Origin of the sequence: Longimonas halophila (assembly GCF_002554705.1) — a bacterium.
Classification (GTDB): Bacteria; Bacteroidota; Rhodothermia; order Rhodothermales; family Salinibacteraceae; genus Longimonas; species Longimonas halophila.
Genome location: NZ_PDEP01000010.1, coordinates 47,078 through 71,311, shown reverse-complemented (window position 1 = coordinate 71,311; position 24,234 = coordinate 47,078). Strand labels below are relative to the sequence as shown.

The 24,234-nt window shown below is 60.3% G+C and carries 20 protein-coding genes; 10 read left to right on the top strand and 10 right to left on the bottom strand.

The window, feature by feature from the left end:
• Positions 1 to 203: 203 nt before the first annotated feature.
• The 3 genes from CRI93_RS11035 (at position 204) to CRI93_RS11025 (ending at position 3,249) form a co-directional block, all read left to right on the top strand.
• Positions 204 to 737, top strand: coding sequence for a shikimate kinase (locus CRI93_RS11035; protein WP_098062698.1), 534 nt, complete (start codon positions 204 to 206; stop codon positions 735 to 737).
• 250 nt (positions 738 to 987) lie between these two features.
• On the top strand, positions 988 to 2,544 hold the full coding sequence (locus CRI93_RS11030) for a sigma 54-interacting transcriptional regulator (RefSeq protein ID WP_098062697.1): 1,557 nt from the start codon (positions 988 to 990) through the stop codon (positions 2,542 to 2,544).
• A gap of 147 nt (positions 2,545 to 2,691) precedes the next feature.
• The gene (locus CRI93_RS11025; RefSeq protein ID WP_098062696.1) at positions 2,692 to 3,249 is read left to right on the top strand and encodes a hypothetical protein; all 558 of its coding nucleotides are present in this window, start codon (positions 2,692 to 2,694) and stop codon (positions 3,247 to 3,249) included.
• 166 nt (positions 3,250 to 3,415) lie between these two features.
• Here the strand turns inward: CRI93_RS11025 and CRI93_RS11020 are convergent, their stop codons facing one another.
• Positions 3,416 to 5,179, bottom strand: coding sequence for a L,D-transpeptidase family protein (locus CRI93_RS11020; protein ID WP_176521836.1), 1,764 nt, complete (start codon positions 5,177 to 5,179; stop codon positions 3,416 to 3,418).
• 246 nt (positions 5,180 to 5,425) lie between these two features.
• Between CRI93_RS11020 and CRI93_RS11015 the strand changes: the two genes are divergently transcribed.
• Positions 5,426 to 6,304: a D-Ala-D-Ala carboxypeptidase family metallohydrolase gene (locus tag CRI93_RS11015; RefSeq protein ID WP_141491676.1), complete on the top strand. Its 879-nt coding sequence runs from the start codon at positions 5,426 to 5,428 to the stop codon at positions 6,302 to 6,304.
• 196 nt (positions 6,305 to 6,500) lie between these two features.
• On the opposite strand, the gene CRI93_RS11010 is transcribed toward CRI93_RS11015, so the two are convergent.
• The 5 genes from CRI93_RS11010 to CRI93_RS10990 form a co-directional block, all read right to left on the bottom strand.
• Positions 6,501 to 6,998 carry a YiiD C-terminal domain-containing protein gene (locus CRI93_RS11010; protein WP_098062693.1) on the bottom strand — a complete coding sequence of 166 codons (498 nt, stop codon included), beginning with the start codon at positions 6,996 to 6,998 and terminating at the stop codon, positions 6,501 to 6,503.
• 56 nt (positions 6,999 to 7,054) lie between these two features.
• The gene (locus CRI93_RS11005; protein WP_098062692.1) at positions 7,055 to 7,984 is read right to left on the bottom strand and encodes a hypothetical protein; all 930 of its coding nucleotides are present in this window, start codon (positions 7,982 to 7,984) and stop codon (positions 7,055 to 7,057) included.
• Positions 7,985 to 8,051: 67 nt separating this feature from the next.
• Positions 8,052 to 8,630 carry a Uma2 family endonuclease gene (locus CRI93_RS11000; protein WP_098062691.1) on the bottom strand — a complete coding sequence of 193 codons (579 nt, stop codon included), beginning with the start codon at positions 8,628 to 8,630 and terminating at the stop codon, positions 8,052 to 8,054.
• 163 nt (positions 8,631 to 8,793) lie between these two features.
• Positions 8,794 to 10,530 (bottom strand): acyl-CoA dehydrogenase family protein, encoded by a 1,737-nt coding sequence (locus CRI93_RS10995; RefSeq protein ID WP_176521835.1) that lies wholly within the window; start codon positions 10,528 to 10,530, stop codon positions 8,794 to 8,796.
• A gap of 252 nt (positions 10,531 to 10,782) precedes the next feature.
• Positions 10,783 to 13,242 carry a S49 family peptidase gene (locus CRI93_RS10990; protein WP_098062689.1) on the bottom strand — a complete coding sequence of 820 codons (2,460 nt, stop codon included), beginning with the start codon at positions 13,240 to 13,242 and terminating at the stop codon, positions 10,783 to 10,785.
• A 252-nt stretch (positions 13,243 to 13,494) separates the two neighbouring features.
• Between CRI93_RS10990 and CRI93_RS10985 the strand changes: the two genes are divergently transcribed.
• The 5 genes from CRI93_RS10985 (at position 13,495) to CRI93_RS10965 (ending at position 19,050) form a co-directional block, all read left to right on the top strand.
• Positions 13,495 to 14,334, top strand: coding sequence for a DUF6503 family protein (locus tag CRI93_RS10985; protein ID WP_098062688.1), 840 nt, complete (start codon positions 13,495 to 13,497; stop codon positions 14,332 to 14,334).
• Between the two features lie 116 nt (positions 14,335 to 14,450).
• The gene (locus CRI93_RS10980; RefSeq protein ID WP_098062687.1) at positions 14,451 to 14,969 is read left to right on the top strand and encodes a type 1 glutamine amidotransferase domain-containing protein; all 519 of its coding nucleotides are present in this window, start codon (positions 14,451 to 14,453) and stop codon (positions 14,967 to 14,969) included.
• 365 nt (positions 14,970 to 15,334) lie between these two features.
• Positions 15,335 to 17,122, top strand: a complete 1,788-nt coding sequence (locus CRI93_RS10975; protein WP_098062686.1) for an SLC13 family permease — start codon at positions 15,335 to 15,337, stop codon at positions 17,120 to 17,122.
• 105 nt (positions 17,123 to 17,227) lie between these two features.
• Complete coding sequence (locus CRI93_RS10970) at positions 17,228 to 18,214, top strand: ion transporter (protein ID WP_217992531.1); 987 nt, start codon at positions 17,228 to 17,230, stop codon at positions 18,212 to 18,214.
• A 77-nt stretch (positions 18,215 to 18,291) separates the two neighbouring features.
• The gene (locus CRI93_RS10965; RefSeq protein ID WP_098062685.1) at positions 18,292 to 19,050 is read left to right on the top strand and encodes an ATP-binding protein; all 759 of its coding nucleotides are present in this window, start codon (positions 18,292 to 18,294) and stop codon (positions 19,048 to 19,050) included.
• A gap of 41 nt (positions 19,051 to 19,091) precedes the next feature.
• Here the strand turns inward: CRI93_RS10965 and yihA are convergent, their stop codons facing one another.
• From yihA to CRI93_RS10945, 4 genes are all read right to left on the bottom strand, one after another.
• Entirely contained in the window at positions 19,092 to 19,676 is a 585-nt protein-coding gene (gene yihA, locus CRI93_RS10960; RefSeq protein ID WP_098062684.1) for a ribosome biogenesis GTP-binding protein YihA/YsxC, read from the bottom strand.
• A gap of 123 nt (positions 19,677 to 19,799) precedes the next feature.
• The gene (gene sucD / locus CRI93_RS10955; protein WP_098062772.1) at positions 19,800 to 20,669 is read right to left on the bottom strand and encodes a succinate--CoA ligase subunit alpha; all 870 of its coding nucleotides are present in this window, start codon (positions 20,667 to 20,669) and stop codon (positions 19,800 to 19,802) included.
• A gap of 119 nt (positions 20,670 to 20,788) precedes the next feature.
• The gene (locus CRI93_RS10950) at positions 20,789 to 22,345 is read right to left on the bottom strand and encodes an amidase family protein (RefSeq protein WP_098062683.1); all 1,557 of its coding nucleotides are present in this window, start codon (positions 22,343 to 22,345) and stop codon (positions 20,789 to 20,791) included.
• A 137-nt stretch (positions 22,346 to 22,482) separates the two neighbouring features.
• On the bottom strand, positions 22,483 to 22,779 hold the full coding sequence (locus CRI93_RS10945) for a Sec-independent protein translocase subunit TatA/TatB (protein ID WP_098062682.1): 297 nt from the start codon (positions 22,777 to 22,779) through the stop codon (positions 22,483 to 22,485).
• 358 nt (positions 22,780 to 23,137) lie between these two features.
• Here CRI93_RS10945 and add point away from each other — a divergent pair, with 358 nt between their 5' ends.
• Positions 23,138 to 24,220, top strand: a complete 1,083-nt coding sequence (gene add, locus CRI93_RS10940; RefSeq protein WP_098062681.1) for an adenosine deaminase — start codon at positions 23,138 to 23,140, stop codon at positions 24,218 to 24,220.
• Positions 24,221 to 24,234: the final 14 nt, after the last annotated feature.

The following is a 24,234-nucleotide window of genomic DNA, read 5'->3' as shown; positions in this document are numbered from 1 at the left end:
CGTCACGCCACTGCAAAGGCGCCCACAATACGGGAGGAGACCGCTCGATATAGACGAACGCAGTCGCTACAGGTATTTCATAGCCACTGCTTTTCAGAAATGCGACACGCCTACAACCCCCTTACGCCAACTGTATCCTAAACTCTGAAGCAAACCCACCGTAAAGAGCGGCGTCACTTCGCTTTATTCTATCTCACCCAGGTATGAGCATCATGCGCATCTACCTTACCGGTTTTATGGGAAGCGGCAAGTCGACCATCGGTAAGCTACTTGCTACCGATCTGGGATGGCCCTTTGTGGATACAGATGCCTGGATCGAGGAGCAGGTTGGGATGCGCATCCCCCAGTATTTTGCGCAGGAGGGCGAAGCGGCGTTTCGGAAGCGAGAGGCCGATGCGCTAATTGCTACAGCAACCCATCGCCACGCTGTAGTCGCCACCGGTGGCGGTATGCTGGTCGACCCCGACCGCATGCAGCATGCACAGCAGTTGGGTACGGTCGTATATCTATGCGTAGATGCAGAGACACTCTACCACCGCCTGGCCCCCGACGCCGCCCACCGCCCGCTCCTATGGAGCAACGATGGCACACCGCTTGAGGGAACTGCACTGCACAACCATATTGCCCGCCTGCTAAACCGCCGCCGAGCCGCTTACGAGCAGGCCCCCTTCCACGTTGATGCCGACTCATCTCCTAAAGCCGTTGTGCAGCGCGTTCGACGTCTGCTTGCCAGCTAACCATGTCTGGTCAAGTGCTCTCTCACCTCCGTCCGTATGCCACCTGTCTTTCTATACCTAAAAGTTACACTTTTACCTATTGCGGTAACTTTTTACACATCTCGCAAATTTTACGGGGTAGATAGATAAGCATCTGATATTTTGATCGCTTATACTTAGTATTGAATAAATTCGACACCGAGGCTAACTGCACCACGTTTGCAGGCCGACGCCGGGTGCCGTGCAGTTCTTCCAAGACTTACTGCTTTCTATGCTTTCCCATGTGCTTCTTGTTGGCACGAACACCACCTATACCACCCTGCTGCGCTACCGGCTGGAAACGACGCTCTCGGTCGAGCTCAAGCAGGTTGATACTGGACGCGAAGCACTCAGCGCCATCAACAAAGCAACTACCCTCGTAGTAGTGGCGCCCACCCTGCCCGACGGTGACGGCCTGCAGCTGATTGCCTCGATGCGTGCAGGCTGGAACGATGTGCCTATCCTACTGATGGTGCATCCAGAGGAAACAGAAGTCGCTCACGAAGCCCTCGCGCACGGGGCAACCGATGTCGTGGTGGCGGGCCGTACCGACCTCGACCGTATGGAATGGTGGATTGGTCAGTCGCGGAGCAATACGACGACGGTAGCGCCTCCGGTAGCGCCCCCGAGCAGCCTTGCCCTTGTCGGTGATAGCCTTGCTATTCGGCGTACGCGTTCCCACCTCCGACATGCCCAGCAAACCGATACCCCAGTGCTGTTTTGGGCCGAGTCGGGACTGGAGCCGGAGGCGTGGGCCCGGCGCCTGCATGAAGGCAGTCCTCGTGCTAATGCCCCCTTTGTTGCATTCGATGGGGCCGTGCTCTCTGATCAGGCCGTTTCTGATTCGCTCTTCGGTACGGCCGACACGCCGGGCGCTTGTACTCGTGCTGAAGCAGGCACGCTGTTTATCGATAACGTAAGCCTGCTGCCTCCTGACGTGCAGCGCACGCTCTGTACCCTGGCCCAAACGGGCATCCTCCCTGCCCATGCGGGACGTACCGAAGCACCGTTTCCTGCTCGCCTCGTGTTTAGCACCTTCCATTCCCCCAAGGAGCTGGCCAATAACGCCTCATTTTCCACGGATCTCTACGATCTGATTGCACAGCATGTCATCTCTTTGCCTGCCCTGCGCACCCGCACCGAGGATCTGCTGCTGATCGCCCAACAGCTTCTGCGCGACAAAACCCGCTCGGCACCGGGCGATCCTATCTCGTTTTCCGTTCCGGCGATGAAGTACCTTATGGAATACGACTGGCCGGGTAACTATCGCGAACTCGAATCGGCCATTGATCGCGGACTACGTACCGCTCACGGATTCGAACTTACCGTAGCCGACCTTTTCCCCCATGAGGACGACGAGAATCTACCGGAGAATGCTCCTGCAATGCCTGTAGGCGCTTCTGATCATACGCCACCTACGACGGACTCCGCCCCGTCAGAGAAACAGCCTCCAATGTCTTCTACAGACAAGGAGCACGAAAGCGACGCGCCCTCCGACGCCCCCTCACGTTCCCTGTTCGATCTGCAGGCGCTCACGGTGTCTGCAGTCGATTCGCCACCGCCTGACACTCCCCCCAAGACGCGGCGCAAAACCCCACTTGAGCGTGTTGCCGTTCGCGCACCTGATGCGATCATACCAATGGGAGAGTTGCAAATTCTTGCAATCGAGCACGCGCTGGATGTGTGTGAGGGTGACATTAAACAGGCGGCTCGGGCACTTGGCATTCCTCCTGCCACCATTTCGCATGTAGCCAGCCATCTGACTTCAGATAGGACCACCCCGCCTTGATTCCTGATGCCTTCTGCTCACATTTTGCTGCATTGATGGCTGTTGATTTTGTGGAATGCGATAACTACTATGGTTTCAAGTCGTATTGATTTGTGCATCATTCCTTCGTTTTCTATGTATTCCTTTCTACAGAGATGGACTCTTAGGTTGCTGCTTCCTGCTCTGCTCATTCCGCTCGCAGGCTGTGCCACAAGCAGCGACATCTCGACCTCATATAATGCTAACGAGAACCAGACACTTTTCGAAACCGACCCCATTCGCATTACGCGCGGCGGCAGCGGACTTGGCTCTTCGGGCGAGCAAATTATCTACATAAAGGGCCAAGCCGAGTGCCAGGGGCAAAACTGTACCCCCAATTCTGTACGTATTTTGCTCTCCAGCGCCACCCGCAACGTAAGCTGGCTCGACTACGATAACGTCACGATTTCCACGGATAGCTGGAGCCGCACGTGGAATAACGTGTCGACACGCGAGGACCCGGAGCTTGTGGGCATCGGCGAGTTTATGCGCCTGACCATGCCGATCGACGAGTTTCGCCAGTTGCTACGAAGCCGTGGAATGTCGATCCAGATCGGCAGTACCGACATCAACCTGTCGTTCAACCAGATGCGTCCCCTTCGCGAGATGATGGTGGCGATGAGCCCCGATCAGTACGATAGTACGGATGATGTAGCGAACAGCGAAAACGAGGATGATGTCGTGTAATGCTCTGTTACACCTGCATATTGTGGTGTGGAGTTACTTCGCACTGAAGTATCTCACCCCCCATTTTCTGTCATGTTGGGCGCCCTGACCGGAGGGAAGAAGTGCTTTCAGAGTGCAAGTGAAGGGCCTACAAGGCCCGAAGCGCGTCGAAACATCTCCTCGTTGTTCAGAGCCTGTTTTGATTTCTTACTCTGGGCTCTGAGCGGCTCACCGAGCTCCAGGACGATGCCCCTTCGTTATCAAGCGCATGCCCAACCGCTTTGTCCCGGTCATACACATCGTTGCGAAAGTGCACCACGCCATCAGCGTCGGCCCAGGCGGTGCTGTAGAGCAAATGTACCGGCACCCGCTCGGGCAGCACAACGGTCGCCTCCTCGGTACGCTGGGCATTGCGGTCAATGCGTGCGCGGTCCCATCCCGGAACGTCACTGAGTAGGTACTCTGCCAGCTCCAACGGATGCTCCAGGCGGATGCATCCCGAGCTAAATCCGCGCTCAGCCTGCGCAAAGGTACTGCGGGTGGGGGTGTCGTGCAGATAGACATTATGTGGGTTTGGAAACATGAACTTGACGCGGCCCAACGCATTGGCTGGGCTGGGATTCTGACGCAGCCGGTACGGAAATGTGCGTTCCGAAAGTTCACCCCAGTTAATAGCAAGCGGATCGAGCGGCTGCGCCTGTGCGCTCCAGCTGTCGAACACCTGAAATCCTTGGCGCGTAACCAGCGACGGATCGCGCTGAAACTCGGGCAGTTTGTCACGGGTGGCGATGCTGTTCGGCACGTGCCAGTATGGACTCAGCACCAGGTATGAAATGGCATCCGAAAAGACGGGCGTTTGGCGATACGGGCGGCCCACCACAACTCGCATGTTGAGCACCGGTTCGTCATCTTCAACCACTTCCAGCTCAAACGCTGCAATGTTTACGCGTACATGCCGCGCGCCCAGGTCGGTGGGCAGCCACCGCCAGCGCTCCAGGTTGACGCGTACTTGCTCGGCGCGCGCCTCCGCTGATACGTTCAGGGCTCGTAAGGTAGCAGGCCCAACCACCCCATCGGGGGTCAGTCCGTGGCGCTCCTGAAACACCACGACGGCCTCATGCAGGTGGTCATCGAAATATGCATCCGTAGTGTCGGGATTCGTAGTGTCGGGAACGGGAGCGTCGGTTATCGCCAAGCGTGAGCGCAACTGAGCTACGCGCTCGCCCTGATCTTCCTGCTTCAGGCTTGGTCCCGCGTCGATAGGCGTCCAGCCGCCCTCCTCCGCATACCCGCGATACGTACGCAGCGCCTCGACCAATGTACTGTATCCCGGATCGTCCGGGCGTAGCGTGTCGAGTGCGCTGTGCACGCGCTGCTGTTTGGTCGCAATGGCGTCCAGCACAGCAACCAGATCGGCGCGGCGCGGCTGGATATTCCAGGAAGGCGCAAGCTCCTCCGGATCCACCCGCCCCGTTAGCAGGTGCATGCCGTACAGCAGAAATGCCTCTGTCGCCTGAATTTCCAGATCCACGAGCAGTGCCTGTCGCCGGTCCGCGTCCTCTTCGGTGCGTAGTTCAGCCAACGTCGATTGCAGCGCTTCAACGTGGTAGTCAGCAGGCGAAAGCCCCTCCCGGTCCGCACGCCGAAGCGCATTCCGCAGGCTGTGCACCCGCATACGCGGCCCGCGCTCGGTGACCCACACGGGTACAAAGTCGTGGTTGGCATAGTACGCGGTTAGCGTAGCCGCTGTGTGGATGGGATCCTCTGCAGCGTCGAGTTGCGCGGCCGAACTGTGCTGAAGCACCTCGGTGCGAGCGCGAAGCGCATCGCGGAAGTTGGAGGGAGCCGCCTCGTCAGACGGCTGGGCATGAAGCCCTCCTATGCCCAGCGGGGCCAATCCCAAAAACCCCCCTACAATTCCGACCGCTATGATGTAACGCGCTGTGTGCATACTGTTTACTTCTCGATTGAGGGATGCAAATGTACTATTGAATATACGAACGAGCATGCTTTCGTGTCCATCGCGTCGCGCACGTAAACGGAACCGAAGGTATGTCTACGGGGTGAAGCAGAAGCCCCCTTCTTTCACTCATCTGTCCGCAATACGGTGCATCAGACGCGTTCCATTTGGATCTTTCTTGTCGGGATTGTCTGGGTCTTTGGAGGCGTATTGCCCCTCCCTGCTTCCCCAACGGTTGTGCAACCAACTGATCCCGCATCCCCCTTCACGGTCCGCTTCGGCGACCACGCCATCAGCGCCTCCATCATGGCCGTGACTGTTATGCCTGGCGACACGGTACCTGTTTCGGTTGAAGGACGCGACGCCTCGTCCTCCTACCGCATTGAGACACCTGCCGACACCACCACATGGAGCCCTGGCGATGCGCCGTGGTCGTTCATCGCGCCCGATGTCCCGGGCCTGTATCCACTTGTCGTGCATGGGGCCAACGATGCCTCCATACAACTTCAGGTGTTTGTGCTGGAGCCGTGGGACCACGACGGTACGCACCTCGATGGCTACCGCATCGGACGCTACGAATCGGAGCCGCGCCGTGGACTGGAGACGTATGAGCGGCCCGAGGGCTTCATTCGGGTCACCGAAGAGACGCGCACAACACAGGTAGCTCCGCACTTCCGCCTGGAGCAATTTCTGTGCAAACAGACTGATGCCCTTCCGCAATTTGTGCTGCTTGACACCCGCCTGTTGCAGCTTCTGGAGGACGTGCTCGCCACCGTGCGCGAACGGGGCCACGACATCCCAACGCTGTACATCATGAGCGGATTTCGCACCCCGCATTACAACCGTGCCATTGGCAACACCAGCACCTACAGCCGCCACCTGTATGGCGATGCAGCCGATATCTTTGTGGATGCCACCGGCAATGCCCGCATGGATGACCTGACCGGCACCGGACGCGTCACCGAGGCCGATGCTGAACTCCTGGCTGATATCGTAGATGCAGTGAAAGCCGAAAACGGCGAGGCGTACGTGGGCGGCATGGGCGTGTATGGATCGGCACCGCACCGGGGTCCATTTGTGCATGTGGATCTGCGGGGCCAGCGCGCTCGCTGGTAACGCGGCTTCCTAAATGACGGCATGTGCAGGTTTCTTTCCTTCTTTGTTAATCGCCTTTCGGTAGAATACGCGGCCCTGACATCCCCCATTCCCTCACGTTGTTCGGGCGTTTCCCCCTTCGCGAAGGGGGAAATGTCGCGCAGCGACAAAGGGGGATGCGCGCCCCGAAAGGAAAATGGAAAACCCGCACACTACGTTAAATGGGCAGATCCAGCCGCTCGGCGGGCAGCCAGGCCCACTGCGCAGTGGCCTGCACCACCGTAGTGTCGTCCATCATAAGATCTATCGGCACATCCACCCGTCCAATGGGGCGATTCTGCAAGCGTGAGCGCGTCTCGGTATCGAGCGTAGCGGTAGCTGTAATGGATGCAGAAGCCGGGCGCTGGAAGTCCACATTTAGCGTGCGCACCACGGGCACACTCTCGTCCGAGATATTCAGCGCCACCACCAGCCCCGACGCCGTCTCCGCAAGCAATGCCAGCGCCGCCGCATGGATGGTGCCGATGTGATTCGCCACGCGCCGCTCAGCCTGCAACTGCACCGTTACCGCCTCTTGCGTGTACGTGTGGATGCGCAGCCCGGCGGTATCTACAAACGGAATCGCATCGCCAATGGCTTGCGTGAGGCCCTCAGGGCGCAGGTCGTCGGGGCACGGCGCAAAGCGGCGGGCAATGGCGGGAAAGGGATTAGCCATAGCAGAAAACAGGAAGGAAACCAAATAGGAAAAGAGAACCGGGTAACGAGCCCGAACTACGCACGCTTTCGGCGATGCGTTCGGGGCTGGGCTGATGACGAAGACGAATCTAACTCGTCTTGTTCGCCCCAGTCGAGCTCAGCAGATGTCTCCGTGAATGAGGCGTCCTCCGGCACCTCCTCATGCACTTCTTCTTCGTCTTGTTCGGATTCCGCATGCAGGTACGCAACACGCTCCATCGCCTTATCGATGCGCTGCTTCGTGGTCTCAATCTCGTTGCGATGCGCATGGTAAGAGTACGCCACAGCGCCTCCGCCTCCCACCAACAACCCAAGGGGCACCAGGAAGAGCGCCAGCGGGAGCCCGTTGACTGCAAACACCACGCTTGTCACAATCGCAGCGAGTAGAAAAGCGCCCCCCACACCGGGCCCCTCCCACAGACGCGACGCGGGCATCTGGTACGTCATGGAAATACGCGTATCATCCCCCTTGGGCTTGACCTCGACATGTACCGGACTGCGCGTTTTATTGTCCGTCAGGTTCAGTCCTTCAAGCATGGTGTACCACGTGTCATCGGCCAGCAACGCCTGGTAGTCGAAGCCAGACGACGTAAACGCCTTCCACTCGCGAATGGGCCCAATCGTCTCGGCCTGTCCGCGTGTGTTGAACACGGAGCGCAGCGTGTCAATGGCATAGCCCCATGTGGTGTCGTCCATACGTCCAGGAAGCACACGCTCGGCATGTACCGTCGCTGGCATGCCATAGAACCGCTCGATCCCTGTCGGCGGCTTCTGGGGCACACGGCCTTGCTCAATATCGCGCGCGGCGGCTTCAATGTGAGACGGTGCAATGCCTGACTCACTGCCAATGGCTTTCAACTCGTCCAGGGTCAACCCGTGGCGTGGGGACGTTGCATCTGTTGCTTCCTGCCGCTCGGTGGCGCGACGAAAGATCGCCTGGATTTCCTGCTCTGAGTAATGCCGCATAAGTGGTTCTGCGTTATTGTTTGCTGGATGCGCGCACGTCTTGCTATGCCGCGAACGGTCCGCCTCCCTAAAAAAGATTCGCCACATCGACCTCGAAGCCGTTGATAACGGTAGAGGCTACTGCCCCCGCCTTCACCACACGCGCATGCTGCGTGAACCCGGCATCGGTGTTTGTGTGCACCTCCACCGCCTGCGACTCCGGGTCGAGCGTCCAGTACTCGCGTACGCCGTATTGCTCATACAGCCGCTTCTTGATCCCCACATCGCGGTGTGCGGTGGATGGTGACAAGATCTCGGCAATGAGATCAGGAGCGCCTTCAATCCGCTGTTCGCCGATAATCTCACGCTGCGCACTGGAAATATACACCAGATCGGGCTGTACGGTGGTATCTTCTGCAAGCATTACATCCATTGGAGCCGCAACGACGGTGCCACTTCCGTGGGCCTCGACATAACGAAACAGTGCGGTGGACAAACGAAGCGATACCTGCTGGTGCTGAAATGTGGGCAAAGGCGCCATGACGAGGGATCCAGCAATCAGTTCGTAGGGCGCACTTTCCGGCAACTCGGCATAGTCGGCATACGTGTAGCGCTCCTTCTCGGGAATGGGTAGCGTCGCAACATCGAGCGTTTGCGAGGACGGCATAGCAGCGTGGGGCCGGGGAATCCAGTTCGACAGGCATTCATACGCGACTGCGCGCTTCGGTGTCCGCAGATTAGCTTATGCGAGTTCAAACACAACAGCCCAAAGGGCGGGAGGCCCCTCCAGGCTGCGTGTGATTTGTTGTATTCAGCATGTCCCGAATGCATCAGAGGGCCGCCTTCTGCGATCCCGTATCGATGGGGGCCTCGCTCTGGAAAAGCGACTGCCGGTTGAAGTCTTTCGCCAGCATGTAGCCGTCGTAGTGCGCGCGGCGGGCAATGTGATTGATGCCTTTTGCTGTAAAGTACTCGGCTACGGCAATGGGGCGGCGCCCCTCGTCTTGAATGGCCCACTGCGCATGGCGAATGAGCAGCGCGGCCTCCAGCGCGTGGGCAATGGTGTACGCAAAGCGCCGGGCCCCGGCCTCCAGCGCCTTCTCGCCCCGATGTTCAAGCGTATCCGCAAGCCACTGCACCGCCGCCTTAAATGCGTCTTGCGCCTGTTTCATGGCGTGCTGAAGCGCGGGCGTATCGACCGCATCGGCACAGCGTTTGATTTCATTGTGCACCGCCTCCAGGCGCCCATCGCGGCGCAGCGTACGCAGGGCAATGAGCGACATCACGTTGGTGGTCCCCTCCCACAGCGGCAATGCAAACGCATCCCGCAAGAGCGCAGGGATGCCGGTTTCCTCCACGTATCCCGAGCCGCCGAAGGCTTCGATGACCTCGGTGCTTACCTCCACGGCCTGGCGCCCGGTGATGAGCTTTGCCAGCGGCGAGAGCGCTCGCAACAAGTGCTGCTCTTCGTTGCTCAGCGCGTCGTTCTCCTCCTTGCCAATGAGCTCCACAAACCGAAACGTGAGGTGGAATGCGCCCTCGAACGTGGCTTGCACATCGGCCAGGGTGTCGTAGTGCAGCGGCTTCTCGATGATGGGCGTGCCGAAGGCTTTGCGCTTGCGGGCATAGTCGCGAGCCAGCGCCAGGCCCCGCCGCATGCTGCTCACAGCAATGAGCGCGTTCCACATGCGAGCGCGGTCCACCATCGGCGTAAGATGCCGCGTGCCGTTTTGAAGCTCAGTGACTGGATACGCCACGGCTCCGTCGAGCGTGACCTCGGACACGGGAAGCTTCTTCGCGCCCATGCTTTCCTTGAGGCGGTTTACGCGGATGCCATCAGCAGGCGACTCGTCATGATTGTCGCGAATCGGCAGGTAGAAGAGCGACAGCCCCGCCCGGCCCTGGTCGTTAGTGGATTCGGGACGTGCCAGCACAATCGCCATGTTGGCAGCGGTCGAGGAGGTGAACCATTTGTGTCCGTACAGGCGCCACTCGCCGTCTTCGTAGCGTGCCTCGGTATCTACCTTGCTCAGGTCGGTGCCGCCGGACTGCTCGGTGCGCCACTGGCCGCTCGTCCAGAATGTGTCGGGGGTGCGGCTTAGCAAGTGCGGCACCACCTCGTCGATGAGCGGCTCATTGCCCGAACGCAGGAGTGTAGCAATGGAGCCGTCGGTGGTAGCCAGCAGGAAGCCCATCATGTCAGAGGCGGGTAGCAGCAAGTACGCCAGCGCGCCCTGATGCACGCGGCTCAGCGCGCCGTTCTCCCGCTCGTAGGCGGTAGAAATGACACCATGCTCAGCGACCATCGGCAGTACGCGCTGCCATACGTCCGTGAGCTCAATCTGGTCAATGCGATCGCCGGTTGGATCCCACTGCACCAGCCGGGGCGTGTTGGGGCGGTCTTGGAGCTGCAGGTCGTACAACTCGCCGCCGGTCTTTTCGCCCAGCGCCTGCAGGTCAGGCTTGATCGCCGCGTACATCTCGGGCGGACACATCCGCTTGAGGTAGCTGCGCAGCACGCGGTCGGTGTCGAATTGGTTGCCAAGATCGGCCAGTTTGCGCGACATAGTGGGTACGTACATCCATGAATAAAATACAGGAGACACGCTGCGGTGTAGGTCATGACCTACATGCAGCGCACCACGGTACAATACGGCAAATCTGATTCCAGCGATGCACGCTCCTGTGGGGGAAACTACCACCCGTCGTGTAAGCGTCTGTCCGTGAACGAACCAGACGCTGCAAAAACCCACACGTCCTTCAAGGTCCGTTCAACAGTTGTTCAATGGACGGAAGCGACACCTCTCCGTATCTCTCCGTTAAGGACGCGGGGCAGGGGCCCAGCCGGGCGGCAATATCACTAACGGATGCGGCTGGTGCGTGGCCATGGTGCGCACAAAGTCGCGGACCGGGTCGTACGTCTCGGGAGCACGGTCGCGGTCGGATACGAGGGCACGAATCGGAGCCGGAATCAAGGTCTCAAATCCGAAGAACCCGCTGATGGCGTTGACCTCCTGCACCTGCACCCAGTCGCGGTCCAGTTCGGCAGCGGTGCGCGCGGCCTCAATAGCGGCCGGCAATCCGCCCATCGTATCAACCAGGCCGCGCTCCTGCGCCGCCGTGCCCGTCCACACCCGGCCTTCAGCCACCGTGCGTACGGAATCGACATCCAGCGAGCGGCCCTCGGCCACACCAGACACGAATTCGTCGTAGAGCGCTTCGATCTGAGCTTCGGTGCGGTCGCGCTCGGCCTTGGTCATGTCGCGGGCGGGCAGCTCTACGCCCAGAAGCGGCACGTTGTATCCGGTGGTCAGATCGGCCCGCTCGCCGCGCTGCACCACATCGTAGTCGAACCCGGCGCGCTCGCTGAAGCCGTCGTCATAGATCCATCCGGCCACAACGCCAATCGAGCCCGTGAGCGTGGTGGGCGCCGCAAAGATTTCGTCGCCGTACATCGACACCCAGTATCCGCCCGAACCCGCCACCTGGCCCTGACTGATGATGACGGGCATGTCTTCCGATGCTTCGCGCAGCGCTTCGGCCACGAGATCGGCTGCGAGCGGGTCGCCGCCCGGCGAATCCACCCGAAAGACGATGGCTTTTACATCGTCGCGGTCGGCGGTGCTGCGGATGGTTTCGGCCAGTTCCTTGGCTTTCATCCCGCTGTCGATGGACGTGCCGCCAATGCCGTACACCAGCGCAATGGTGGGCGGCGCGCTCCACGCATCTGAAGCCGCGTGCAGCTCGTTCAGTGCATCCACCGAGAGCGCCGAGGTAGAGCCGCCCACATGCGTGTCGAGCAGATCGTCGAGATCGCTCCAGCGCCCGGTGCCGTCAATGAGTCCGGCGGACTCGGCGTCGGTGGCCCAGAGCAGGGTTTGATCGTTGACGATGGAATCAAACGTGGCGTTATCAAGACCGCGAGACGCCATCACGTCGGTGCGCACGGTTTCGTAGAAGGCATCGATGTAGGCTTGCCGCTGTTCGCGCTCGGCATCGGAGAAGTCGGTGCGGTCGAGCGCTTCGAGGGCGGACTTGTGCGAGAAGAGGCGCCAGTCATCCACCGCAATGCCAATTTTGTCGAGCGTGCCCGCCAGGAACGTCTGGCTGGAGGCGTAGCCGTCGAGCGTAAGGCGCCCCACCGGATCCATAATGACATGATCGGCCACGCTGGCGATGTGATACGTGTTCATCCCGGCGTAATCGATGTACACGAGCACGGTGGTGCCCGCAGCCTGCGCCTCCTGCAGCGCCTGGCGCAGCTCCCACGCCAGCGCCGGTTGAATGCGCAGCCCCGACAGATTCAGCGCGAGCGTCTGCACGCGCTCTGAAGCTCCGGCTCGCTCGATGGTGCGCAGCGCCTCGTAGAAGCGGCCCACGCCATCTTGTGTCCACGCCTGCACCTGACTCTGCTGGTAGCTTAGCGTACCGCCCAGCTCAAGCACTACATGCTTCCCCCCGCGCTGCACTGCCTCGCTGATGGCACTGGGCTGCGCTCCGCCCAGGCGTATGCCGTAGGCGCTGGAGGCGTACGCTTGCGACGGATTAAACCGCGCCTGACTCTGCACGCCCGCCCGGTCCAGGTTCACGCGGAGTCCCAGGCTGAAGGCTTCGCTTTCAAAGTAGCGGCCTACCGCCTCTACGCCCGGCACCACTTGGATGGCTCCGCCCACGCTCCAGGGCGCATCACGCAGCGCATCTCCCTGAAACACAGCCATGTCGCCAAATACCGTAAGCCGTGAGGTGCCCAAGGGACGAACGCCGACTTCGCCCACCCATTCGCGGTCATCGGTCTCCAGCCCAATGTTGTAGGTCAGCCCCACCGACAGGTAGCGGCTCGGACGGGCAATCGCGCCGGTCGTGAGGCGATTCACGCGTCCGAAGGCCCGTTTGTCGCCTGCAAAGCCCTGGTACGCAATGCCGGTGGCAAAGCGCTTGGTACCGCCCGCCAGCCCCACGTGGTAGCCCGTGCTTCGGAATCCGCCCCGCTCCACACGCGAAACCGCCCCGCTGAGTCCGCCCACCGACGAGAATACCCCGATATCGCTCACATCGCCGTGATCACGGCCATCGGTGGACCATTGCAGCTGGAGAGTGTTGGGCTGCAGCGCCGGGAGCGCCGGGTTCGCAAACCCGCTGAGTCCCTCGCCCACCGCCGAGGGCGGCGACGAAAGCAAATCATATTGCGAGTAATACGACGCCATGCGCTGTGCGTGCACCGACGCGGAGAGAAGCATACAGCACAGGCCCAGGACAATCAGCGAAACGAGTTGACGCATAGCAGTAGAAACGAAAGAGATTAAAGGGAGATACGAAGAGCTCTATCAAAGTGCAGAGGCGATGCCAAGACGAAGGCTCGTGCCCCACCCAGCATGTAGTCTTCGTACGCCTCAGGTTGCACCGGTGTTACAGCATACCGCCAGCGCGCACCGGATACTGCATCCTTGCAGACGCACTTGTGTAACACCTATGCCACGCGCTATACGTACGCCATTGATGATCCATCTGCTCTCCCCAATCCTCAACCGTCTATGATGCGCCTTCTTAGCTGGATCCCGCTCCTGCTCGCTCTGATCGTGCTCCCAGCCTGCACCGCCGACGCCCCCGAATCCAACGAACCAGACGCCGCCCAGACCGAACGCCCCGATGCTCCCGCAGCGCTGCACGACGCCTGGGCTGCCCATGGCGGACTCGACACCTGGCGCAATCAGCGACAGATGCGGTATACGCTTGCGCGCATTGCCGGAAGCGACACCACGCGCGACGACCACCTCATTGATCTGCAGACGCGCAACGTGCGCATTACCAACGGCGATTTTGTGCTTGGCTTCGACGGCAGCGATGCATGGGTGCAGCCCTCGCTGGAGGCATTCCCGTACGACTACAGTCCACGCTTCTACACCAGCACGTACTTCTATTTCTTTGCAATGCCGTTTGTCTTGGCCGACGACGGCGTCATTGCCAGCGATGCAGGCACCGCCACGATCAACGGCACCGACTACCGCGTCACCGAAATCCGCTACGAAGACAATGTGGGCGACTCCCCCGACGACGTGTACATCGTCTACACCGAAGCCGACACCGGTGCGTTGGGCCTGGTGCGCTTCTCCGTAACCTACGGCGACCGTCCGCCCGATGCGCCGAACACTGCCCTCGTGTACAACGAGTTTGCTACCAACAGCGGCCTCACGCTACCCGTAGAAGGCCGCTACCACGCCTGGGCCGACAGTACGCTTGGCGACCCGCTCGGCCCGCAGTTTGCTCTGTCGGACCTTACGTTTGAGACCGAGGCTCCAGACTCTGCCCTGTTTGCCAAACCCGACAGCGCCGAAGTCGACCCGCTTCCCGGTTCTCGCGCCGATTCGGAATAGCATCGCCCCTGTCAGCATTGTTGCAGATGCGCGTTGCATTCGCCCTGTGCTGTGGCGTACGTTGCACCATAGACTGTTATTATCCTGCTGCTTCTCTCATTCAATCCACTGATGTTATGCGACTTCAAGGCAAACGTGTCGTTGTACTGCTGGAGCGCTCCTTCGAAGACCTGGAGTTCTGGGTTCCTACCATGCGCCTCCGCGAAGAAGGCGCCGAGGTCACCATTGCCGCCCCCGAAGCCAAGCGCACCTATACCGGCAAGAACGGCGTGCCCGCCACCAGTGAGGTCGCTGCGCGCGACCTGAGTGCCGACGACTTCGATGGCATCGTAGTCCCCGGCGGCTGGGCGCCCGACAAGCTGCGCCGCTACGAGGGCGTCACCTCGCTGGTTGCCAATCTGTACGCCCAAGAGAAACCCGTAGGACTCATCTGCCACGCCGGACTCGTGGGCATCTCCGCTGGCATTGTGGAGGGCCACCGGTCGACCGGTAGCCTTGGCATCAAAGATGACCTGGTGAATGCCGGTGCCACCTGGGTCGACGAGGCCGCCTTCCAAGACGGAGCCATCGTCTGGGGCCGCGTGGTGAAAGACATCCCCGATTTCTGCCGCGAACTGGTGGATGCGCTCGCCTAACACGCATCCACAACCCCTAACACGAACGAGCCGACCGGACAGGCGTCTGGTCGGCTTTTTCTGTGGAGGCTCAGGCTACCGATGAAATCACCACTCCAATGCGCGGCCTGACCTTGCTGGCAGCATGAAAGCGCGCCGGGCAATACGGAGATGCTCGCCTCAACATGAGAATATCGTCGTGAGAATGCCCCTGTGCCACGGATGCGCTCCGAGATGATAGGTAACGACCCTGCGCATTCGGCACACGCGTCCCAGCCCGTCGTGTACGTACATCAAGAATCATCGACCCGCCCACGGCACGTCCCCACGACACGTCCACCAAGGCGTCTGGCTGTTTTTCAGTTTCATCCACGAACCACACCCGTATGGACCCCCAGCTCCTCATCGTTCTCGGCATTCTGGCCGTCACTGTCGTTCTTATCGTCACCGAGTGGCTGCGGATCGACATTGTTGCCATTCTGGCGATGCTGGCCCTGGTATGGACGGGGAGCCTGTCTCCGGAAGACGCCCGCTCTGGCTTTTCCAGCAACGCCGTCCTGGCGATTATCGGGGTGATGATCATGGGCCGTGGCCTGTTTGCATCGGGCGTCACGGATAAAATTGCCGACTTCATCTTGCGCGTTGCCGGATCGGGGCGAAGGCGCATTCTGTCTACGGTGTCGGTCACTGTGGGCGTGATGTCTGGATTCATGCAGAACATTGGGGCCGCCGCGCTCTTTCTGCCGGTTCTGACAGGCATTTCCAAACGGGAAAACATACCCATATCGGGCCTACTGATGCCGATGGGGTTTGCCGCATTGATCGGAGGAACGCTCACGATGATCGGAACGAGCTCGTTGATCGTGCTCAACGACTTGCTCGCGAGCCGCGGAATCGAGGCGTTTTCGTTCTTTAGTGTGACGCCCATCGGCATCGTGCTCCTGATCGTCGGCGTAGCTTACTTTCTGCTCTTCAGCTCGTCACTGCTCCCAACAGGCCAGGCAACAGATCCGGAAATGACAGCAGGGGCAAAGATGCTCAACGTCTGGGGGCTTTCGGACTCCATTTACACGTTCCGCATTCCGGAGGAGAGTCTTCTGGTTGGGAAGTCTGTCGAAGAATCGCAGATGGGGGCCGCATACAACGTCAACCTGTTGCGCGCTTACGACAAGGACGCCGACGAGTACAAAATCTGGGATGACCTGCAGTTTGAAACCGATCAGCAACTGCTGGTGCAGGGCCAAAAAGAAGACATAGGAGAGTTTGCGCACGACAACGACCTTCGGCTCCTGGAGAAGGGCGAGAAGTCGGCACAAGATGCTGAGGTCGGCTACCTGGAGGTCGTTATCCCGGCACGATCGAGCCTGGTTGGCAAAACAATTCGCGACGTGGCCCTGCGCGATATGTACGATGCGCAGGTGATTCTCGTCTTTAGCGAAAGCCAGGTGATCGATAAAGATGTGGCGGACCATCTCATCCGTGCTGGGGACACGATCGTCTTGCAGGGACCATGGGAGAGCTTGCAGTTTTTCGAGGAAAGCGAAGACTTCATCACCGTCACGCCGCTGAAGAAGCGTGAAGAGCGCCGTCCCGAAAAAGCCATCTTTGCTGTCAGCAGCTTTGCCGCTGCCCTTGGGGCCGTGCTACTGCTCGACCTTCCGATCTCGATCGGCTTTCTCACCGGGGCCGTGGCAATGGTCCTGGGGGGCGTGCTCTCCATCGAGGATGCCTATCGGGCCGTTGAATGGAAGGTCATTTTTCTCATCTCCGGCCTCATCCCCATTGGCCTCGCCATGGAGTCGTCGGGCGCGGCCGCGTTCATCGCCGAGACGCTGGTGCAGAGTATTGAAGGGATCCACCCGTTTGTGATTCTGCTGTCGCTAGGTGTACTTACAACACTGTTCTCGCTCATGATGTCGAATGTTGCCGCCACCGTGCTGCTGGTGCCGTTGGTGCTTGAGTTAACGGGCATCGGCGGACTTCCTGCCAAGGTGCTCGTGCTTCAAGTGGGCATTTGTGCCGCGAACTCGTTCATCATCCCCACGCACCACGTCAATGCCCTGTTGATGACGCCAGGCGGCTATCGCGTCGCCGACTACTTGCGCGCTGGGAGCGTACTGTCGGTTCTGTTTGTCCTCGTGACTACCGCCATGCTCTATTTCTTTTACGTGTAGCTTTGTCTACGGGTAACCGTCTGGAGGTGCTGGGGAACCGGCTGCTTCGTTGGTTTCGTTTGCCGTCCCAACGTCCGCATTCTGTCTCGCTTTGCCCGCACGTTCATGGCTTCCACTTCTGATGCCGTTCAGCCCGGCGCCCGGCGCATCGTCTACGAACTCCTCTACCCTGCGCATGCCAAAACCGACGGCCTGCCACCGCTCGTAGACGACACCGAGGAGTGGCTGTCTGCCTGGAGCGCTCGTGCTGACGTGTTTATCATGACGCTCATCGTGCTGAGCGTGCTGGGTGTCATTTTGGAGTCGGTGGGCTCGCTGCACGAAACGTATAACACGCTGTTCTCGACGTTTGAGGCAATAGCAGTGGTCATCTTTACGGTGGAGTACGCGGGGCGACTGTGGGCGTGTACGCTCATTCCCCGCTTTCAGAATCCCGTTACCGGACGCCTGCGCTGGGCGATCACTCCACTGGCGCTGATCGACCTCATTTCTATTCTTCCGTTTTACTTGCCATTTCTGGGGGCCGATGCGCGCTTCCTCCGCCTCTTCCGGCTGATGCGTATCCTACGCCTCGCCAAACTCCGGCGCTACATGTACACGCTGCGGCTGTTTGGACGCGTATGGCACAGCAAGCGCCACGAAATCATCTTTACCACTGCGCTGATGCTGATGATGCTGCTCGTATCGTCATCGCTGATGTACTACGCTGAACGCGCATATCAGCCTGATACATTTGGCAGCATCCCGCAGGCCATGTGGTGGGCGGTGGCCACGCTTACCACAGTGGGATATGGGGACGTAACACCCGTTAGCGGGCTCGGACGCATCTTGGCCGCCGTCGTAGCTATGATCGGAATCGGGCTGTTCGCCCTGCCGACCAGCATTCTCGGATCTGGGTTTGTCGAGGAACTGGAGAAGGACCGCGAAATCGAAGATGAAATCGAATCGGAACTGGGGGAGTCCAGTCCGGTGAATGAGCCCGCATCGCCCCCGCGCCCGTCTTCCACATGTACCTGCCCGCATTGCGGCGAGTCATTTCGCATCACGTTACAGACCAGTTCTACGGATACTGAGGGGCCTACGTCTCCATAACCCCCCTGGGCAGATGCAACGTTTGTGCAGATATGACGTAGATGATTTGCACGCTTTCCCAGCCCTGCGCACGCCCCATGCCGCCTATCGACACCCTCAAGGCCGCGCGTCGTCTGCAAGAAGACGGCACATTCAGCCCCGAACAGGCTGAACGCATCGCTGAGGTATTGGCCGATGCCGACGCCATCAGCGTCACTAAAGCCGATCTCAATGAAGCTGAGTCGCGCTTGAGTGCACAGATTGAAGAGACGGACGAGCGCCTTACTGCACAGATCAAGGAAACCGACGAACGCCTCACTGCGCAGATCGAGGAAACCGAGGCGCGCCTGAATACGCGCATCGACAATCTGGGCGCCCGTCTCGATGCTCGTATCGGCAACCTGGAGGCACGATTTGAGGAGCGGTTTGCCTCTGTTGAGTCGCGCATCGATAACCTGGAGGCACGGTTTGAGGAGCGGTTTACCTCTGTTGAGTCGCGCATCGATAACCTGGAGGCACGGTTTGAGGAGCGGTTTACCTCTGTTGAGTCGCGCATCGATAACCTGGAGACGCAACTCAACGCTCGTATTGACAGCCTGGAGGCGCAGTTTGAAGAACGGTTTGCCTCCATTGAATCACGTATTGACAGCTTGGAGGCGCGCTTTGAGGAACGATTTGCCATGATCGACCGGCGGTTCGAGAGCCTGGAGGCCACGTTCGATGCGCGCTTGCAGGCCCAAAGCGAACAGCTCTCCAAACAGCTGGAGCAGATGCAAACGCGCCTCTTACAGTGGATGCTCGGCGGATTCGGGGCCGTGGCCGCGACTGTGTCGCTGCTCAACTATCTCTTTGGATAGCTGCTGTTTGCGGGCGTCAATCCGTTCACGCACCTACGATCTTACGTGAGCGTGTCAATCCACCGGAGCAACTCGCCCAGTCCGTCGCCTTTCTCGGCAGAGGTGAGCATCAGCGGCACATGCAGCCCAACTTCTTCAAGCTGTGCTTCGACCTCTCCCTTCCGCGCCCGGCGCTCATTGCCCGAGAGCTTGTCGGCTTTGGTGAGCACCACCAGTAGCGGAGCCGCTCCATCACGTATCATGTCGATAAGCTCGCGGTCGAGGTCGGTGAGCGGATGGCGGCTGTCCATCAGATGCACGACTGCTTTCAGCGGCTTACGCTCGCTCACATACCGAGCAATAAACTCGGCCCACCGTACCCGCTTTTTCTTCGGGACTTTTGCGTAGCCATAGCCCGGCATGTCAACCCAGTACTGCCGGTTGTTGATGCGGAAGATATTGTATTCCTGCGTCTTCCCCGGACGCTTACTGGTGCGCGCCAGCTTCTTCCGGCGCGTAAGCGCGTTCAGCATGGTGCTCTTGCCCACATTCGAACGTCCCAAGAACACCACCTCGGGCCGCCCATCTTTCGGGAGGCCGTCCCAACTGACCGCGCCCTTCACAAACTCGGCTGATTTCACTTTCATGGTGCGGTACGTGGCAAATTATAGGGGATGCGACGTCATGTATGATGACATATAAAAGCCCCGCACAATCCCACCGGGAGTGCACGGGGCGCGTGTTGCGTTTTCGTAGCGTGGGGAAGATGCTTAACCCAGGTGCTCGCTCACCGTCTCGCCAATGAGCGCAGGGTTCTTCACCACGACCGCGCCGGCTTTTTCGAGCGCGGCGAACTTTGCCTCGGCCGTGCCCGATCCGCCCGACACAATGGCTCCGGCGTGGCCCATGCGGCGCCCAGGAGGCGCGGTGCGTCCGGCAATGAAGCTAAAGACGGGCTTGCTCATGTGCGCCTGAATGTACTCGGCGGCTTCTTCCTCGGCGCTTCCGCCGATTTCGCCAATCAGAACGACCGCTTCGGTGTCGGGGTCGTCTTCAAAGAGCTTCAGCGCATCAACAAAGCGCGTGCCAATGACCGGGTCGCCGCCAATGCCCACAGCGGTGCTCTGTCCGTATCCGGCGCGCGTGAGCTGGTCCACAGCCTCGTAGGTTAGGGTACCTGAGCGCGAGATGACCCCGACCGATCCCGGCTCAAAGATCATAGCGGGCATAATGCCGATCTTGGCTTGGCCCGGCGTAATCACGCCCGGACAGTTTGGCCCGATCAGGTGTGCGCCGTGGCGCTGCACGTAGTGGTAGGTGGACTTCATGTCTTTCACCGGAATGCCCTCTGTGATGCAGATGATCACTTCAATCCCGGCTTCAACCGACTCTTGAATGGCGTCGGCGGCAAAGGGCGGCGGCACAAAAATGACGGAGGTGTTTGCACCTTCCTGTTCCACGGCTTCAGCGACCGTGTTGAAGACAGGGCGGTCGAGATGCGTTTGGCCGCCTTTTCCGGGCGTAACACCGGCCACCACATTGGTGCCGTAATCGATCATTTGCTCGGCGTGGAAGGTGCCTTCCTGGCCCGTAAAGCCCTGAACGACCAGGCGAGTGTCAGAATCTACGAGAATGCTCATGCGATCAGTGCGGCGTCGATGGTCGGTAACGGCGGAGATGCCTCGCGGAGCGGCGCGGGGCATCGTGAAGGGATATGCACAGGGTACAAGGCCAACGGGCAAACCGCAACGCTGCGCGCTTACGCGGGCACGTTTTTCATCAAGGCATCGCCCACGTGCAGTAGGCCGGCTTCGTCGAAGGGGGCGGCCAAAAGCTGTGCGCCGACGGGCAGATGCGGAGCGTCGGGATGTGTGCCAATGGGCACCGACAGCCCCGGCACGCCCGCCAGGTTGGCCGGCACGGTGTATACGTCGCTCAGGTACATCTGGAGCGGATCGGCTGTCTTTTCGCCACGCTGAAACGCGGGCGTGGGGGTCGCGGGCGTAAGCAGCACATCGACATCCTCGAACGCTTGCAAGAAGTCGTGGCGGATGAGCGTACGCACGCGCTGGGCTTTCTCGTAGTACTTGTCGTAGTGGCCCGCCGATAGCGCGTAGGTGCCCAGCATAATGCGACGCTTGACCTCATCGCCAAAGCCCTCGGTGCGCGACTGCACGTACAGCGCCCGAAGCAGATCGCTCTGGGTGTCGAGTTGATCTTGCAACTGGGCCACCCGCTCGGCATCTCCATTCGACTGTGCCGTACCCAACTGCTCGTGCAGCGCCTCGTGCTCTTCTTTGATGGCGGCCTGCATGGTCTCAAGATCGGCGCGGTGGCCGTAGCGCACGCCGTCGTAACGCGATAGGTTGCTGGAGGCTTCGGCGGTTGCCAGCACATAGTACGTGGCGATGCCATACTCGGTATGCGGCAGCGACACCGACTGCACCTCGGCGCCCTGATCGCGCAACTGCTCAACCTGCGCCTCAATCATACGGCGGATGTCGGGGTCGAGGCCCTCGGCAAAATATTCTTCGGGGAGGCCAATGCGCACGCCCTCAACCGAGCGACCCAACGCACGCGTGTAGTCGGGCACCTGCACCTCGGCACTGGTCGCATCGCGCGTGTCGGGACCGGCCAGCGCATTCAGGAGCAGTGCTACATCCTCGACCGAGCGGCCCATTGGGCCAATCGTGTCGAACGAGGAGGCGTACGACACGAGTCCATAGCGGCTGACGCGCCCATACGTCGGCTTCAAGCCAACCACACCGCAGAACGCTGCGGGCTGTCGTACCGAGCCACCGGTGTCGGTACCAAGCGCGGCGTGGCACATGCCATCGGCCACCGCGGCGGCCGAGCCGCCCGAGGAGCCGCCGGGTACGTAGTCTTCGTGCTCGGGGTGCTGCACCGGGCCAAAGTACGAGGTTTCGTTCGAGGAGCCCATCCCGAACTCGTCGCAGTTGGTCTTGCCTACGAAGATCGCCCCCGCCTCCCGCAGCTGCTCAATGACGTGGGCATCATAGAGCGAAGTAAAGTCCTCCAGCATCCGCGACCCACAGGTGAGCGCCTGGTTCTTGATCGCGATCATGTCCTTCACCCCCAGCACGAGCCCGGCCAGCGGACGATCATTGCCGCGCTCCAGCTGGCTGTCGAGGTAGCGCGCATGGTTGAGTGCGCCATCGCGGTCGACCGTCAGAAACGCATTCACCGCGTCGTTGCGCGCCTCAATCCGCTCTAAATACGAAGAGACCAGCGCTTCACAGCTGGTCTCGTCATTGGACAGGGCCGCGCGGGCCTCCGCAAAGGTGGAGTAGCTCATGTAGGGCAGTAGTCAGGCAGTAGGAGGGATGCGAACAGGCGAGGTGCACAAGCACAGCGAACATACACAGCGAAACGCGTGGACTGCACCGTACCCAGTCCTACAGATCGATGCACATGTCCACGCGCTCCGTGCCGTTACGATGCTGACTCAGACGACGAGCGTGCTTCGCTGTCGGCATTGCCCTGCGACGAGGGCTGCGCCGACGATTGCTGGCGGGGCTGCGGCTGGCCCTGGCTTGGGCGGCGGGGTCCGTCGATGCGGTCACGGCGCTCTTCCACGTCGAGCTCGCGGCTGAATTCGCTGGTGGCATCCTTAAACTCGCGGATGCCTTTGCCGACGCCACGAGCGATTTCGGGAATGCGCTTGGCGCCAAAGATCAGCAACACCACCAGGAAGATGAGAATCATTTCAAAGGGTCCGGGCATGCCCATGGCAGTGTAGGGGGTTGGGGTACAGCAGAAGATCCGTTGCCAAAGCCCACCTGCCTGCGCATCGCCAAACGATGTATCGCCAAACAGTGCATGGCAACAACTGAGTGTCGGGCGGAGGTCTGCGAACAGACGACAGGCTGGGAAGCTTGGGATTCGGCTAAACAGGGGCTCTGTTTTTCAGTTCCCCCTGCATCCGGCTCCGGGGGCGGTAACGGGGTAATTCCCCGCAAATGATCACGCGCTCATCACAGGACAAGCCATTTAAGCCCGAAACAGATCCGGAAAGGCCCGTGTTGATTGCGGCAACCGGTTTGCGCCGGGCCTCTTCGCCGCTTTTCCTGTGTCTTCTTCCCACCGTATGCCTACCGCTTCGACATCCGAATCTACGCTCTCGCGCAATGACATCGCTGCCTGGCCCAAGGCCGAGCTCCACTGCCACCTCGACGGCTCGCTCCGGCTGGCCACCATGCTCGACCTGGCCAAGACGCAGGGCAAGATGAACGTGCTGCCTGCCGACTCCGTCGAGGGCCTGCGCGAGATTCTGCGCTCCATCGACGACTCGGAGACGCTGGAAGCGTTTCTGGCGTGGTTCCGCTACACCATTCCCCTGATGCAGACGAAAGAGGCGCTGCATCGCATTGCGTACGAGTTGGTCGAGGACAACGCGCAGGAGAACGTGCGCTATCTGGAGGTCCGCTACGGGCCTATCTTGCACACCGAGGAGGGACTCTCGCTCGAAGCGGTCAACGAGGCCGTGCTTGCCGGTATGAAGGAGGCCGAGCGCGACTACAACATCAAGACGTCGCTGATTATCTGCGGATTGCGCGACCGATACGAAAGCGCCTCCATGCGTCAGGCGGAGCTCGCGGTGGCGCACCGACACAAGGGCGTGGCCGCGTTTGATCTGGCCGGGGGCGAGGCTGGGAATCCGCCCAAAGGCCATGTGCATGCGTTCTATCATGCGCGCAACCACATGATGAACCTCACAATTCATGCGGGGGAGTCGTGGGGCCCCGATTCCATCCATCAGGCGCTGTTCTACTGCGGCGCGCATCGCATTGGGCACGGCATTACGCTCCAGCAGGATCCGGAGCTGATGCAGTATGTGATTGACCATCGCATCCCCCTGGAAATCTGCCCCACGAGCAATGTACAAACGCATGTTGTGCCGGGATACGAAGCCCATCCGGTGGCGTACTATGCAGAGAACGATGTAGCAGTGACCATCAACACCGATAACCGGTTGTTTAGCCGCACGAGCATGACCGAGGAGCTGTGGCGCACGCACGACCGCTGCGGCGTGCCCGCCGACCAGCTGCGCGAGATTGCACTGAACGGCTTCCGCTATGCCTTCTTGCCGCACGCCGAGCGCCAGGCACTGCTCGAAACCGTGCTCAACGACTTTCCCATGCCGCCCACCGACGAAACGCCGGTGTGGTAGCGCAGTGTGCTTCC